The organism is Caballeronia grimmiae (assembly GCF_022879615.1).
GTDB lineage: Bacteria > Pseudomonadota > Gammaproteobacteria > Burkholderiales > Burkholderiaceae > Caballeronia > Caballeronia grimmiae.
Genome location: NZ_CP084271.1, coordinates 758132 through 773427, shown reverse-complemented (window position 1 = coordinate 773427; position 15296 = coordinate 758132). Strand labels below are relative to the sequence as shown.

12 protein-coding genes are annotated in these 15296 nt (G+C 64.6%); 4 read left to right on the top strand and 8 right to left on the bottom strand.

Going from position 1 to position 15296, the window contains the following annotated elements:
* Position 1: 1 nt before the first annotated feature.
* Positions 2-247, top strand: a complete 246-nt coding sequence (locus LDZ21_RS03670) for a formate dehydrogenase subunit delta (RefSeq protein WP_244794275.1) — start codon at positions 2-4, stop codon at positions 245-247.
* Positions 248-258: 11 nt separating this feature from the next.
* On the opposite strand, the gene LDZ21_RS03665 is transcribed toward LDZ21_RS03670, so the two are convergent.
* The 4 genes from LDZ21_RS03665 to LDZ21_RS03650 form a co-directional block, all read right to left on the bottom strand.
* A complete protein-coding gene (locus LDZ21_RS03665; protein WP_244794274.1) occupies positions 259-1992 on the bottom strand; it encodes an FAD-dependent monooxygenase in 1734 nt (577 codons plus the stop codon).
* Between the two features lie 204 nt (positions 1993-2196).
* Positions 2197-3342, bottom strand: coding sequence for an IS481 family transposase (locus tag LDZ21_RS03660; RefSeq protein WP_425306855.1), 1146 nt, complete (start codon positions 3340-3342; stop codon positions 2197-2199).
* Between the two features lie 817 nt (positions 3343-4159).
* Complete coding sequence (locus tag LDZ21_RS03655) at positions 4160-5158, bottom strand: cation diffusion facilitator family transporter (protein WP_244794273.1); 999 nt, start codon at positions 5156-5158, stop codon at positions 4160-4162.
* Between the two features lie 15 nt (positions 5159-5173).
* On the bottom strand, positions 5174-5533 hold the full coding sequence (locus LDZ21_RS03650) for an ArsR/SmtB family transcription factor (RefSeq protein WP_244794753.1): 360 nt from the start codon (positions 5531-5533) through the stop codon (positions 5174-5176).
* Positions 5534-5649: 116 nt separating this feature from the next.
* On the opposite strand from LDZ21_RS03650, the gene LDZ21_RS03645 reads away from it, so the two are divergent.
* Positions 5650-7500: a tetratricopeptide repeat protein gene (locus tag LDZ21_RS03645; protein ID WP_244794272.1), complete on the top strand. Its 1851-nt coding sequence runs from the start codon at positions 5650-5652 to the stop codon at positions 7498-7500.
* 80 nt (positions 7501-7580) lie between these two features.
* Here LDZ21_RS03645 and tcuC read toward each other — a convergent pair whose 3' ends face one another.
* Positions 7581-8876 (bottom strand): MFS transporter, encoded by a 1296-nt coding sequence (gene tcuC, locus LDZ21_RS03640; protein ID WP_244794271.1) that lies wholly within the window; start codon positions 8874-8876, stop codon positions 7581-7583.
* 519 nt (positions 8877-9395) lie between these two features.
* On the opposite strand from tcuC, the gene LDZ21_RS03635 reads away from it, so the two are divergent.
* Together LDZ21_RS03635 and LDZ21_RS03630 are read left to right on the top strand one after the other, a co-directional pair.
* Positions 9396-10565, top strand: a complete 1170-nt coding sequence (locus LDZ21_RS03635) for a hypothetical protein (RefSeq protein ID WP_244794270.1) — start codon at positions 9396-9398, stop codon at positions 10563-10565.
* Between the two features lie 76 nt (positions 10566-10641).
* Entirely contained in the window at positions 10642-11334 is a 693-nt protein-coding gene (locus LDZ21_RS03630) for a DUF2968 domain-containing protein (RefSeq protein ID WP_244794269.1), read from the top strand.
* Positions 11335-11418: 84 nt separating this feature from the next.
* Here LDZ21_RS03630 and LDZ21_RS03625 read toward each other — a convergent pair whose 3' ends face one another.
* The 3 genes from LDZ21_RS03625 to glnK form a co-directional block, all read right to left on the bottom strand.
* Positions 11419-12858 carry a gamma-glutamyl-gamma-aminobutyrate hydrolase family protein gene (locus tag LDZ21_RS03625; protein ID WP_244794268.1) on the bottom strand — a complete coding sequence of 480 codons (1440 nt, stop codon included), beginning with the start codon at positions 12856-12858 and terminating at the stop codon, positions 11419-11421.
* Positions 12859-12975: 117 nt separating this feature from the next.
* Positions 12976-14733, bottom strand: coding sequence for a cation:proton antiporter (locus LDZ21_RS03620; protein WP_244794267.1), 1758 nt, complete (start codon positions 14731-14733; stop codon positions 12976-12978).
* A gap of 180 nt (positions 14734-14913) precedes the next feature.
* Entirely contained in the window at positions 14914-15252 is a 339-nt protein-coding gene (glnK, locus tag LDZ21_RS03615) for a P-II family nitrogen regulator (protein WP_008342452.1), read from the bottom strand.
* Positions 15253-15296: the final 44 nt, after the last annotated feature.

Genomic DNA, 15296 nt, shown 5'->3' with positions numbered 1-15296 from the left:
TATGGACGTGGATAACCTGATCGAGATGGCGAACCGCATCGGGCAATTTTTCGATTCGATGCCGGATCGCGCCGAAGCCGTCGATAGCATCGCCGATCACATCCGCCGCTTCTGGGAGCCGCGCATGCGGCTTGCGATTCTCGCGGCGCTCGATGACGAACGGGCGAGCGCGACGATGGAGCCGATCCTGCGCGAGGCGCTGACGCTGCACCGGGCCGATCTGCAACCGAAGGTCGCCACGGCCTGAGCGGGGACGCCTCAGTCTTCGGGATACTCGCTCACGCTGCGTTGCGGGCTGCTCGGGCGCTCCTGTACGAACCATGTTTCGCAATGACGCAGCAGCGCGCTCACATCCGACGGCACGCGTCCGCGCGCGGCGATGTAGCCGTCCGGGCGCACCAGATAGAACGCGGGGCGCGTGCGGCCATAGTTGTCGGTGAGCGAGTGCGCATCGTCGCCGCTCGTATCGGTAATGCGCCAGACGCGGACCGCGTTCGGCAGGATCGCTTCGATGGATTGCGCGAGGCCGTCGAAGTCGGGATCGCGCATCGCGTGGGCCGGAGTGAGCGTCGCGGGAGCGAGCGCGATGTCGTCGTCACCGGTCGGATTCACGAGCAGGAACAGCGAGAAGCAGCCGGGATCATGCAGATCGTAGAGGCAGCCGACGCCGGGCAAGCGGCCGAGCGGCCCATCGACGACATGCACGCGCGCATCGGGCGCGCGCTCGCCGGCGCGCGGGCCGCCATCGAGCAGACGCTCCAGCGTGAGCGGGCTCTTGCGATAGTTGATCGACAGTTCGCTGACGGTGCGCCGCATCGCGTCGCGCAAGGGTCCGATTGCCGCGAGCGCGGGCATCACGTGGTCGCGCATCAGCTTCATCGGACCGTGCCCGGCTTCGGCCATCTGCGTCAGGATGCTGGTCTGGCGCAGCACGTCGCGTTCGATCGGATGCCGCTCGGCGTGGTAGGTATCGAGCAGACGCTCGGACGCGCCGCCGGCCAGCGCGCGCGCGATTTTCCAGCCGAGGTTGAGCGCTTCCTGAATGCCCGTGTTCATGCCTTGCGCGCCTGCGGGGCTGTGGACATGCGCGGCATCGCCCGCGAGGAAGATGCGTTCGACGCGCAGGCGGTCGACCATGCGGCTGTTCACATGAAATGTCGATGACCACGTGAGACTCGAGAGCATCACGCGATGATGCACGCGCCGCTCGACGAGCGCCCGGCATTCGTCGAGTGTCGGACCGGGCTTCAGCTCATCGGCTTTCGTTGCGACGCCGGCGGCGGGCAGGTCCGCGATCAGGCGTGCGCGGCCATCGCCCATCGGAAAGAGCGCGGCGAGGCCTTCGCCCGATGCAAAGATGTGGAACTCGTCGTCGGGCCAGTCGGAATCGGCTTGCAGGTCGGCGAGCAGGAAGGTTTGATCGAAGGTCTTGCCATCGAAGCCGACGTCGAGCCTGTGCCGAACGGAACTGTGCGCGCCGTCGGCTGCAATCATGTACGAGGGGCGCAGGGTTTCGTCGCGGCCGTTGGGATGCCGCAGCGTCGCTTGTATGCCGGCGGAGCCTTGCGTGAAGTCGGTCAGTTCGATACCGCGTTCGATGTTCACGCCTGCTTCGTGCAGATGTTCGGCGAGGAGGCGTTCGGTTTCCGATTGCGCGAGAAAGAGCAGATAGGGATAACGCGTCTGGAGCGGATCGAAGTCGAGCCGCGCGAGGCGCTGACCGTTCGAGTACAGATTGGCGACGCGGGCGCGGTGTCCGGCTTCGAGAAATCCGTTGACGATGCGATGCTGTTCGAACAGTTCGAGCGTGCGGGCCTGGATGCCGATGGCGCGTGAATAGGGCGAAGGTTGACGCGCTTTGTCGATGATGCGCACGGGGATGTGCGCCCGTGTGAGGCTCATCGCGGCGGCGAGGCCGGTCGGGCCCGCGCCGACGATCAGGACCGGCGCAACGTCGAGTTTGTCGTTGGGGTTCAGCTTGTACGCGTACATGCTGGCGGCTCCGCTTTCCCTGCGTTCGGGTTAGTGTACGCTGGTTGGTCTTTGTGGTTCGCACGGGGCGTTTCTTGCTGCGTGGAGCTTTTATTCGTGTCGGTCTATTAGTGCGCCCCTCCCCGGGGCGGGGGTTACTTTCTTTGCAGCGGTGTATAGACCGGAGACATAGGTAACACCTGTGTCAGGACATAGGTAACACATTCAACTCCGTTCAGCGCTTCCCTTCAAGCTGATCGTATCGATTCGGTGATGAGCGAAGTACATATCGAAACCACCGTCGATTTCTGCACACGGCCTGAAGGCGATGTGCAGATTCGCCAGCGCATTCGACACCTTGAAACGTCGCCCGCCAAAGCGCACCTCGCCGTCGGTGCCTACCCGAACGACGGCGTCGGCCTCGCCGTACTCGATTGGCGCTAGCCGTTCCGGATACGCGCGCGCACTCGGGCGATAGCGCGAAATCGGCGTGGCCATGCCCAGCGCCTGGTGCGGGCGCTCGTGGTTGTACACGCGACGCCACGCATCGAAGGCCCGCTGCGCGCTCTTCAGATCCCTGAAGTGCCGCCCCGCCAGCAGTTCGGCTTTCAGCGTCCGATGAAACCGCTCGTCCTTCCCGTTCGTCTGCGGGTGCCTCGGCCGGCTGTACGAAATCCGGATGCCGAGCCGGATCAGCCAGACCGCCAACTCGGTCAACTGGCCCGGTTTCGATGGACTACCCCACGGCGGCCCGTTGTCCGCGTTGATGCACAGCGGCAGCCCGTAGCGGCGAAACACCGCGCGCAAGTGCTCGCGCACCACCCGCGTGGGCGTGCGCCCGCAGGCATCGAGCGCCAGATCGAAGCGCGAGTGATCGTCGAGCACCGTCAGCGGCAGGCAGCGCCGGCCATGGTCGAGCTCGATGCAGCCCTTGAAATCCATCTGCCACAGATCGTTGGGATGCGCGTGTTCGAATCGCTGCCAGCGCGAGGCATCGGCGCTGGCCTCGGCCGTAATCAGGCCATGCCGATGCAAGATACGCGTCACGGTGCTGGGCGAAGGCGTCTGGACACACCCTACATCGCTCAGGCGGCGGGCAATCTTGGCCGCACCCCACGCGGGATGCGCCTCACGCATGTCGACCACCTTCGCTTCGAGCTCGGTCGCCGTGCGCGCCGGACTGCTGCGGGGACGTCGGGACTGGTCGGCCAAGGCGGTATCGCCCTGCTCGAAGCGTCGGATCCACTTGTAACCGGTCTTCGCGCTGATGCCGTAATGGCGGCACAAGGCGCGCCGATTGGCGCCTTGCTGCGTCGCGAACTGCACGAATTCAAGCCGCAATTCCATGGTGTTTTTGCTATCCCAGGACATGCTCGACTCCGGACGAACCATTCGTCCGAAGTGTTACCTATGTCCTGGAACAGGTGTTACCTATGTCTCCGGTCTATACACTGCTGCAAAGAAAGTAACCACAGAAAGCAGCTTTCTTTTGAACCGCCCAATCCACTAACTTGCGTGGCCACTCCGTAGAACAGCGGTGGCACTCAGCTTGATAGAGCCTTGAATCACCTTCCGCGCCCGCTGACTACTAACGTCCTCCGAGCCCCTTGGCTCGTCAACACCAGTGGGGCAACAAGCGCCGCGCGCTATCCGAGCTGATCGAACGTTTGAACTTAGAACAGGTAATAGACACAGCGGCAGGGTCACGCAGCGAACACCGTCTCGAACGCGGGAATAGCCTTGTAAGAACTCGCAGGATCGAGCGCAGTTCGGCAGCGCAGTGCGCTTATCGCGAGCGTCGCGCGACTGAAGCGGTGCAGTCAGCAACTGAGCGGAACTTGACGGCAGAAGCCTAGTAAGCGGCTCTCGAAGGGATCGGGTCGGCCTTTGAGTTGTAGCGTGACGCTGTGCCTAGCGATGGTTTTGTCGAGCCAAGGGGCTCGGAGGACGTGGCGCTCAGCGGGCGTGGAAGGTGATTCAAGGCTGTTTTAAGTTCGAGGGCCACTGACTTTCTACGGAGTGGCCACGCAAATGAGTGCTTCGGGCCAGAAAAGCTGCTTTCTTTGGTTACTTTCTTTGCAGCAGCAAAGAAAGTGACCCCCGCCCCGGGGAGGGGCGCACTAATAAACCGACACGAAAAACCGAAGAAGAAAAAAACCGCCCGCCCGCGCAAGGGCAAAAAGACCGTTCACCGCCGATCCAGACTACACCCCGTAAAAGCATCCCCAAAATCGACCTGCAAAGTAGCGTGATGCATGGAATATTCGCGCCGAAGCGTCGCGACGACGCTTTGCAGGAACGCATCCCCCGGGTGCCCTTGCGGCATGACCAGATGCACGGTGAGCGCATTTTCGGTAGTAGAAAGCGCCCAGACATGAAGATCATGCACCCCCCGCACCCCGGGCAACGCAGTTAGATAACTCCGAATAACCGCAGTATCGACCCCCGGCGGCACGGCGTCCATCGCGAGCCGCATTGCATCGCGCCCCAGCCCCCACGTGCCGTAAAGAATGACGCCCACCACGATGATGCTCATCGCAGGATCGATCCAGTACCATCCCGTGTAAAGAATGACGAGCCCGCTCACTGCGACGGCCGCGGAAATCGCCGCATCGGCGGCCATATGCAGGAACGCGCCGCGAACGTTGAGATCCTCCTTGCTCCCCCGCATGAAAAGCCACGCGGAAAATCCGTTGCCGACAAGACCCAGCATCGCGACGATGAAAACATCGAATCCGGCAACCGGCGCCGGATTCAGAAGACGCTGCACCGCTTCGAGCACGATCGCACCGCACGCAAAAAGCAGCAGCGCGGCATTGGCAAGCGACGCGAGTATCGACGAACTCCCGAGCCCGAACGTATAACGCGCACTCGGCCGCCGCGCGCCGAGCCACACCGCGCCCCACGCAAGCAGAAGACCGAGGACATCCGAAAGATTGTGGCCCGCATCCGCGAGCAAGGCAGTCGAATGCGCAATCACGCCATAAACGGCCTGCACGATCACGATCACCACATTGAGCCCGACGGCAATCGCGAAGGTGCGCCCCTGCCCCGCCTGCGGCGCATGATGATGATGGTGATGCCCGCCGGCCTCATGACCATGGGCGTGCCCGGCATGATCCGCGTGGCCCGCATGATCGGCGTGATCGTGCGCGTGGGAATGATCGTGATGCGAATGCGTACTCATCGGCTTGCTCTTGTTTCAGTCGGTCGAGTCGATATCAGTGGCGTCGTGGTGCGGCTCGGCCACGTGCTCCAGCAGTTCTCCCAGCATCGAACTGATATGGCGGTCCGCCGCGACGTAGAAGACCTGCTTGCCCTGCCGCTCCGCCCGCACGATCCGCGCCGCGCGCAACAGGCGCAAGTGATGGCTCACGAGCGATCCCGACAAACCCAGCGATTGCGCAATCGCCCCGACCGCGCGCCTGCGCTCGACACAGGCCAGCACGATGCGCAGCCGCGTCGGATCGCCAAGCAAACGGAACAAGTCCGCAAGCGGCACCACGCGATCATCGGAAGTCGCCGAATCGGAGACAGGAACTGAGGACGCCACGGATATCATTAACATATGAATAGGTGTTCACATGTTAAGTATCATCGGGACAACGTGTCAACCGTAGATTCGGAAGCCCTGCCTGCCGATGTGGGAAAATGCGTGGTTTGCAACATTCCTCCGTCATGGACACCGTATTTGCCCGCGGCTTCGCGGCCCATCGTGACGGCCGCCTGACCGATGCGGAACGCGACTATCAAGCCGCGCTCGCCGCCGAACCCGCCCACGTCGAAGCGCTGCACTACCTCGGCGTGCTGCGCCATCAACAGGGGCAGCACGAGGAAGCGGCTGCGCTCGTCGGCCGCGCCGTCGATCTGCGCCCCACCGATGCCGCCCTGCAACTGAACCTCGGTAACGCGCTGAAGGCGCTCGGCCGTATCGACGACGCCATCGAGCGTTTCCGCAACGCGCTCACGCTCGCGCCGGGCTTCGCGCTCGCGCAGTACAACCTCGGCAACGCCTACACGGCGATAGGCCGGCACGAAGACGCCGCCGACGCCTTCGAGAAAGCCCTGCGCGCCCAGCCGAACGATGCCGCCGCCTGGAACAACTTCGGCAACGCGCTCTCGTCGCTCTCCCGCTACGAGGACGCCGCCCGCGCCTTTCGCCGCGCGATTGCGCTGCGGCCTCGTCACGCGGGCGCGCACAACAACCTCGGCATGGCGCTGAACGCGCTCGGCGACCCGATGGGCGCGATCGCGCATTTTCGCGCCGCGATCGACGCGGAACCGGACTACGTCGCCGCGCACTTCAACCTCGGCAATCTGCTGGACGCTCGCGCGCAAGCGGAAGAAGCGCTGCCCCGCTTCCACAAGGTAATCAGCCTGCAGCCGCGGTTCGCGCCGGGGCACTTCGGGCTCGGCCATGCGCTCGCGAGGCTGAATCGCCATGAGGAGGCCGTGCTGTCGTACGAACGCGCAGTCGGGCTCGATCCGAAATACGGCGTCGCGTGGCTGTGTCTCGGCAATTCGCATCTCGCGCTCACCGCCCACGCCGCCGCCATCCGCGCATTCGACGAAGCCTTGCGCCTCGATCCGCAGATGCCCGCCGCGCATCTCAATCGCGGTCTTGCGCTGCTCGCGACGGGCGACTACGAGCGCGGCCTCCCTGCCTACGAATGGCGTTTGCAGACGCCCGGCAGCGAACCCGCGCCGCCGCTGCCGCGCTGGTCGGGCGAACCGCTGCCGGGCCGCACGCTGCGCGTGCGCGCGGAACAGGGTTTCGGCGATACGCTGCAGTTCATGCGCTTTGCGGCTTTTGCGGCGAAGCGCGTCGGCAAGCTCGTGCTCGAAGTGCAGCCGGCGCTCGTGCCGCTGCTCGCGCCGGCGGCACGCGCGGCTCGCATCGACCTGAAAGGCCGGACCGACGAACCCGCGACCAGCGCCGATGCGTTCTGTCCTCTGCTGAGCCTGCCGCTTGCGCTCGGCATGACATCGCTGGAGACGATTCCGGCGCGCGCGCCGTATGTCGTCGTCCCGGCCGACTATCGCCGCAAATGGCGCGGCTCGCTCGGCGGTCAGCAGAAGCGCAAGATCGGCATCGCGTGGTCCGGGCGGCTGCAGCCGGGCGAAACACGCTCCGCGCCGCTCGACGCGCTCGCGCCGCTGTTCGCGCTCGAAGGCATCGACTGGATCGTGCTGCAGCCCTTCCTCACCGACGACGAACGCGCGGCGCTCGTCGCGCATCCGCGTGCGCGCACCATTCATCGCCTCGAAGGACGGCTCGAGAATTTCGCGGATACCGGCGCGATCGTCGATCGCCTGGATGCGGTCGTATCGGTCGATACGTCCGTCGCGCACCTGGCCGGCGCGCTCAACAAACCCGTCTGGGTGATGCTGCCCTTCGCGGCCGACTGGCGCTGGGGCGTCGATAGTCGACGAACGGCGTGGTATCCGAGCGCGCGGCTCGTGCGGCAGCGCGCGCCGGGCGACTGGGCGAGCGTCGTGGCGGAAGTCGCCGCCGCCGTGCGCGCCTGAACGCCGATACTAAAAAGCCCCTCGCTCAGACTGACGCGAGGGGCATTTTTGCATCCGCATCCATGCGATGCGGTTCGAACTCAGGCGGTCTTGTACTGGTTCCGCGCTTCCGGCGAACGGTACAGCACGAGCGTGGCGATCAACCCGCAGATCGCGGCGAGGCCCATCCAGAGACCGGGCGCGGCCTTGTTGCCGGTCCCGTGGATCAGCGCAGTCGAGATGGCGGGCGTGAAGCCGCCGATGGTCGTCGCGAGGCTATAGGCCATCGAGAAACCGGTGGTGCGGACATCGACCGGCATGACTTCCGTGAGCGCCACGACCATCGCGCCGTTATAGCTGCCGTACAGGAACGACAGCCACAGTTCCACCATCAGCAGACGCCCGAACGACGGTTCCGCGACGAGCCACTGCACCGCCGGATACGACGTGAGAATTGTCAGAATGGTGAAAAACAGCAACACCGGACGGCGGCCGATGCGATCCGACACCGCGCCCATCACCGGCAGCCAGACCAGATTCGAGAGGCCCACGCAGACCGTGACGACGAGCGCATCGATGGCGCTGAGCTTCAGCACTTCCTTGCCGAAGGTCGGCGTGTAGGCGGTGATCATGTAGAACGAGACGGTCGTCATGATGACCATCCCCATGCCCGCCAGCACGACGCCCCAGTTTTGAGCGATGGAACGCGCGATCTCCCCCATGCTCGGGCGATGCTTCCTGGCGAGGAACTCGTCCGTCTCACGCAGCGAGCGGCGGACGATGAACAGGAACGGCACGATCAGGCAGCCGATCAGGAACGGCACGCGCCAGCCCCACGCCGTCATCTGCTCGGGCGGCAACAGGCGGTTCATCATCACGCCGATGAGCGCAGCGAACACGACGGCCACCTGCTGGCTGCCCGACTGCCACGCGCAATAGAAGCCCTTGTTGCCGCGCGTCGCGATTTCGGAGAGATAGACCGATACCCCGCCCAGTTCGACACCCGCCGAAAAGCCCTGCAGCAGCCGCCCCGACAACACGATGATCGGTGCGAGCGCGCCGATGGTCGCGTAGCCCGGCACGAGCGCGACAAGCGCAGTGCCGACCGCCATCAGCGCGAGCGTGAGGATCAACCCCTTGCGCCGGCCGTGATGATCGATGTACGCGCCGAGCACGATCGCGCCGACTGGCCGCATCAGAAAGCCCGCGCCGAACACGGACAACGCGAGCATCAGCGAGGCGAAGTCGTTGTTGCTCGGGAAATAGGTCTTGGCGATCGCCGAAGCGTAGTAGCCGTAGACCATGAAGTCGTACATCTCAAGAAAGTTTCCGCTGACGACGCGAAATACTGTCTTGGCCTTGGATTCGTTGGCAGGTGCCAGGTGGGTCGTGGACATGAGACTTTCTCGAAGCGGGGCTCATGGCGTCCGGTCCGGTATGGGAGAAAGGACGCAAGAGCCAGCGCGGTTTTCCTAGGGTTTACCCTTTACATTTGTTTATGCATGTGGGTAATCGGAATGTTACCGCCTGCCGGCGAAACATTGCACGCAACATCACCCAACTCCGCCCAACTAACATTAATTTACGCTTTCTCCATAATTTCATTTCGCATACGTTGTACTTTCGGACTGTCAAACAGCGAGGCTAGCCGCCAGCCGGTGAAACCGCGAAAGCCGCGCGAACGCCCGACCAGCATACGGGCGCGGTTTCGTCAATCAGTGATCCTATAAAAATCTATCTTTCGGAGAAATCCGGTCGCGGGGCGTCCGGGCGTTCCGTATCATCGCGGCTCAACTTTGGCTTCTCGCTCGACGCGCCGTCACGCCGCCCATGCCGCGCACCGCGGCCCGCGACCCGTGACGGGGCTTTGGGCGCGGCTCCGGTCTCGCGCCTGGACCCATGCATCTGGAAACTTCATGACCGAACCTCTGATCGATATCGAAGGCAACCTGCGCCTGCCGCCGCTTCGCGCACTCGCCGGTCCGTCACTGATGTTCGGTCGCGAATGGTCGCCCTGGCGGTCGCGCCCTCTTCGCTCGGAGTCGGAATTCGCGATCGCAGCGGCGCTCTTTCGAACGGCTTACGTCGACGCGCTCTGCCCTCGCGATGGCAACGCGCCTTACCGCGCCGCCAACATCTGGGGCATGCTGACCGAAGGCCGCATTCGTCAAAAGATGCTGCATCTGATGCAGGCGGCGGACGCGCCAGCGAACCCCGCCGCGCAACACCCCACAGAGCCGGTCCGCGTTCCGCTTGCCGTGAGCGCACATGCGGCTGCGTCGGCTGTGAACGACCGTTACGCGTTCCTTGCGAAGCCGATGACGGGAGCCATTGCGCTCGCGTGCGCCGCGCTGATCGTGTGGCTGCTGTTCGGTCGCGGGCAGCATCCGGTGAACGAGGAACCCGACGGCGCCATCGCGGCAGTCCGGGCGATCGATGCGCCGAAGCCGATGGCGGCATCGCAAGTCGTAGTGCCTGTAAGCGCCGCTGCAAGCTCCGACGCGCGGGCATCGCACGCCGAAGCGAGCGCGGTCCCGAGCCCGGCACGAGTTGAGGCTCAGAGCGCGCCACAGCCGGCGGCAACCCCGGCGCAGGCTCGAACCGAGACGCATATCCGCACGACCCGCCAGGTCAAGGCTGCGAACGCCGAAGCGCAGGCCAGCGTCAGCAGCGTGACCGTCCATCGCGCCAAGCCGCCGAAGGCAGCATCGCCGGATCACGCCAGCACCAAGCGACGGAACGGCGCGAGCACTGCGCATGAAGCTCGCGCGCCGTCATCGGCGGTTTCCACGCGGGCGCACATGCACGTGTCAACGCACGGCGCGGCGGCGAAGCCGGAGAAACGCGCATCACATACGACCATCGCCCGAGGCGCGCGCAGGAGCACCGTCGGCGAGGATTACGCCGTCGTCGCTAACCCGGCGCCGAAGGTCGCGGCAGTGCGGCGGGCCTATTCCGAACAAGTGGCACAGGAAAGCGCCCGTTCGCGCTCGCAGCCGCCCGTCGCGATGAGCGTCGAAGCGCTCTACTCGCTCCTTCAGCACAACCCGACGCTCGACAGCAACGCCCCGACACCCAGGCGGTAGGCGGACGACGCCCGCGCGAAACAAAGCCGTGGCCCGCCTTCGACGCCCGTTCAACCTTATCGGCATGACGCCAACAATGAAGCACTCACGTCTTATCCTTATCGCGACGCTCGCCGTCGCCCTGTCATTCGTCGCGGCTTTCACGAATGCGTCCGCCGCGCCTTCCGCGAAGGCGGAACAGGCCGCGCCGGCGGCCCCGCCCATGGAGGACTTGTCCGGCCTGCAGGCCGATGGTTCGTCGAACGTCTCAGGCAATCTCGCGGAACTGCAGGACATGATCCAGGCCGGGCGCGTGAACGAACTGCGCGCAACCCGCAACGCGAGCTATGGCGCGAAGCTCTATTTCCTGCCGCAAGAGATGCTCTACTACGTCGCGCTTCAGCAGGAGACGCGCTTGTGGCGTGTCGTCAAGACACAGGACGAAACGCGCGCGGAATCGGTGTATTCGCAGTTCGCCCGCAAGACCTTCGAACTCGCGGACGGTGAGATTCGCCGCACGCGCTTGCAGGCCCAGACGGCGCTGCTGGAACGTGTGATCGCGGTATCGTCGAATCGGGCAAGCCGCCTGTCCGCCGATCTCGCGCTTGCGCAGCAGCAGGACAGCCAGGTCTCCGAGCGTCAACAGAAGCTGCAGGCGGAGTCGGCTTCGCTCCAGGGCGACAAGCTCGAAGCGGAACGCAAGCTGCACGCATTGCAGCAGCAGGTCGATCAGCTTCAGCGCGCAACGGAAGCCGGCATCACGCCGGTGACGGTGACGCCGGCGCGCTAACGCCCACGCAACAGCAGATCGCTGGAAAGCACAACGCCCGCTCGAAGCGGGCCTTTCCATTTGTGCATGACCGCTCACGCGCGCCTAGAACCGCGTCTCCCGCGCGACACGCAGGAACGTATCGAGCAAGGGCGTGCAATCGAGCAACTCCTCGCCGCCCGCGCGATGAAACTCCGGATGCCACTGCACGCCGACGACGAACGGCGCCTTGCGATACCGCACCGCCTCGATGATCCCGTCCGACGACGACACCGCCTCGATGTTCAGATCACGCCCGAGCGTTTTCACCGCCTGATGGTGGATCGAGTTGACAATCGCCTCACGCTGATGCGGGAACATGTTGACGAGCGACGATCCATCGGGGAAGCGGATCGAATGGCGATGCTGGTCGTAGTGCTCGCTGACGTGCAGGCCGGCCGTGGGCACATCGGTGGCGATATCGCCGTAAAGCGTGCCGCCGAACGCCACGTTGATGAGCTGACAGCCACGGCACACGCCGAGCACCGGCTTGCCCGACTCGACGAACTCGTGCAGCAGTTCCAGTTCGTACATGTCGCGCACGCGGTCACCGGGCCATTCGGGACGCGTCGTCGCTTCCTCGTAGGACTGCGGCGACACATCCGCGCCGCCTTGCAGCAGCAGGCCGTCCAGATGCTTCGCGTAATCGCGCAGACGGATGTTGCTCGGATGCAGCATCCCCTGATGACCGACCGTCGGGATCATGAACACGAGCACGTCGCGCGACATGACCCAGTGCGCGATCGATTCCTCCAGATACTGCAGCGTCTTGCCGCGCAAGCCCCGCGCGCCCGGCTCCGGATGAAAGATCCGCGCCGACACGCCGATGCGCAAGGTCCGCTGCGTGATGCGCTGCCCCGCCCGGTCGAAGATCTGCCGCGCGCGCGCCGCGATGATCCGCCCGAACACGGACCACGCCGAATCGGAATTCTTGAGATAGGCCGGGGGCGCGGAAGGCGCGTCCGCCATGTGCTGCGGCGGATTGAGCTTGCTGAAATCGGGCGGCAGAACGTGGGCGTTGACCTGCGTGTCCACGTCCGCCGCAGCCGAGCCTTGAGCTTCGGTGGCGGCTTCCGCTTCGGCCTCGGCTTCGGTGGCGGCTTCGAGGTTCTGCGCGAGGCTTGCCTTGGCGTCGACCGGCTCGACGCGCGCCGGATGCCGGGCGCGGACGGCGGCCTCTTGCGAGGCGGTCGCGCTTGCGGCATTGGCGCGGGCTTCGCGAGCGGACTGCTGCGCGTCGTCGCGGCGCGCGGCGGCGGTATCGACGGGTTCGACGGCCGATGCGCTCGCAGGCGAATCCGTCGATGCGCGCTGCGTCGCGCTGACCGGAGGCGATGTCGAAGCCGTGGGCGATGCGCTGTCGCGAGAGCCGCCGGCGGCGGAAGCATCCGCGCCGCCGCGCCGTGCTTCGGCGGCGCGACTGGCGGCGTCCCCGGCGGCATTGCCTGCGCGGGGCTCGTTATTGGCGGTGTTGCCTGAGTCGTTGGACGTTTTGTTTTCGCTCATCCCGATTTCAGGCGCGCGCGGCGCCACGAAAGAAAAAGAGAAGTCGATTATCCGCCCATCGAACCGCACGACGCAAACCAGCACACATTTGCTCACATCTGCATCGATGCGCGCGCCTCAATGATCGCGCGTTTCCTCCATCGTCTCGCGCAACGCGATTTGCATCGTCGCGTGGATTTTCACGCACCAGCGCCACAACACCGTCAGCAGCAGCGCCGCGCACAGCAGCACGCCGATCATCAGGCCGAACGGCGGAAGGATGCCGCCCGACAGCGCCGCGACGAGCAGGAAGACGCCGAACATCGCGACGATCGGAATCAGGCCGGAAATCGCGGTGCGAATGGCGCTCGTGAAGCGCCCCGCTTTCGCGGGCTGCACGCTGACTTCCGCGAGCAACAGCGCGAGCGACTCGAGCTTGCGATACACCGCGACCAGAAACGGCAGCGCGACGACGAGCGCGGCGCTCCACAGCACGACGCGTTGCGCATTGTCGGTGTCGAGCCAGCGCGACAGATACTGCGATGCGAACGGCGCCGAATACGACGCCCCGAGGAAGATCGCGGCGACGAGCGCGAGATTGACGGCGATCTGCAGCACGATGCGCCGCGTCATCGAGAAGAGCGTCGCGCCGCCCGTGGCCGGCGTCAGGCTCGCGAGCCATTGCGAATAGAGCCCGAACGTGTTCGCGAGCGGCGCGGGCATCGCGCGGGCGAGGCGCAGCGTCAGCGGATCGGCGGCGCGCATCAGATACGGCGTGAACAGCGTGGTGAGCGCGGAGACGGCGACCGCGATCGGATAGAGAAAGCCGCTCGTCACTTTCAGCGACAAGCCGAGCGACGCGATGATGAACGAGAACTCGCCGATCTGCGCGACGCTCATGCCGACGCGCATCGACGTGCGTCCGTCCTTGCCCGCGAGGAAGGTGCCGAGGCCGCACGACACGATCTTGCCGAGCACCACCGCGACCGTGATGACCGCGATCGGCCATGCGTAATCGACGAGGACCGTCGGATTGAGCAGCAGCCCGATCGTCACGAAGAAGATCGCGGAGAACATGTCGCGCAACGGCGCGATCAGATGTTCGATGCGCGCAAGATGCTTCGATTCCGCCATGATCGCGCCGATCAGGAACGCCCCGAGCGCGATCGAATAATCGAGCTTCACGACGAGCAGGCAGAAGCCGAAGCAAAAGCCGAGCACCGTGACGAGCAGCATCTCGTCGCTCTTTGCGCGCGCGACGTAATTGAGCGCGCGCGGCACGGTCAGAATGCCGACGACGAGCGATACCGTCATGAAGAGCAGCAGCTTGCCGAGCGTCACAACGGCGATGCCCGCGCTCACCGAGCCCGTCTGCGCGATGCCCGACAGCAGCACGAGCATCGCGATGGCAAGAATGTCTTCGACGATCAGCATACCGAACACGAGTTGCGCGAAGCTCTCGCGCTTCATGCCAAGCTCGGACAGCGCCTTCACGATGATCGTCGTCGACGAGATGGCGAGCATCGCGCCGAGAAAAAGCGAGTCCATCGCGTTCCAGCCGAACCATCGGCCAATCTCGAAGCCGATCCAGATCATCAGCACGATTTCGGAGAGCGCCGCGACCAGCGCCGTCGCGCCGACGCGAAACAGCTTGCGCAGACTAAATTCGAGCCCGAGCGAGAACATCAAAAAGACGACGCCGATTTCGCCGAGCGTCTGAATGGTCGCTTCGTCGTTGATGAGCTGAAACGGCGGCGTGTACGGCCCGATGATGACGCCCGCCACGATATAACCCAGCACCACCGGTTGCCGCAAGCGATGAAACAGCACCGTCACGACGCCCGCGATGGCCATGATGACAGCGAGATCCTGGATGAAGCCGATCGCGTGGTGCATCGACAGTTTCCTTACAAAAATATCATTCGAGCCGATGTTACAGCACGATGATCCGTTGCGGCCTGGAGGAATGCGGAACGGCGAGACGCGCATCGAACCGGTGCATGCGATGCGGAAGCGGAAAGAACAAGCCCGCTCGGGCGAGCGGGCTGCGATGCGGCGAAGCTCGACGCGCGGCGATCAGACCGCTGCTTCGTTTTCCTCGCCGGTGCGAATGCGGATGACGCGCTCCACGTCCGCGACGAAAATCTTGCCGTCGCCGATCTTGCCGGTGCGCGCCGCGCCGATGATCGCATCGATGACCTGATCGGTCTGATCGTTCGCGACGACCACTTCGATCTTCACCTTCGGCAGGAAGTCCACCACATACTCTGCACCACGATAGAGTTCGGTATGCCCTTTCTGGCGGCCGAAGCCCTTCACTTCCGTGACCGTGAGCCCCGTCAGACCGACTTCGGCGAGTGCTTCGCGAACTTCGTCGAGCTTGAACGGTTTGATGATGGCGGTGATGCGTTTCATGGCGTGCCTCGCTTCGGAGTCAGGAGTTCAGAGAAGGGGCGTCA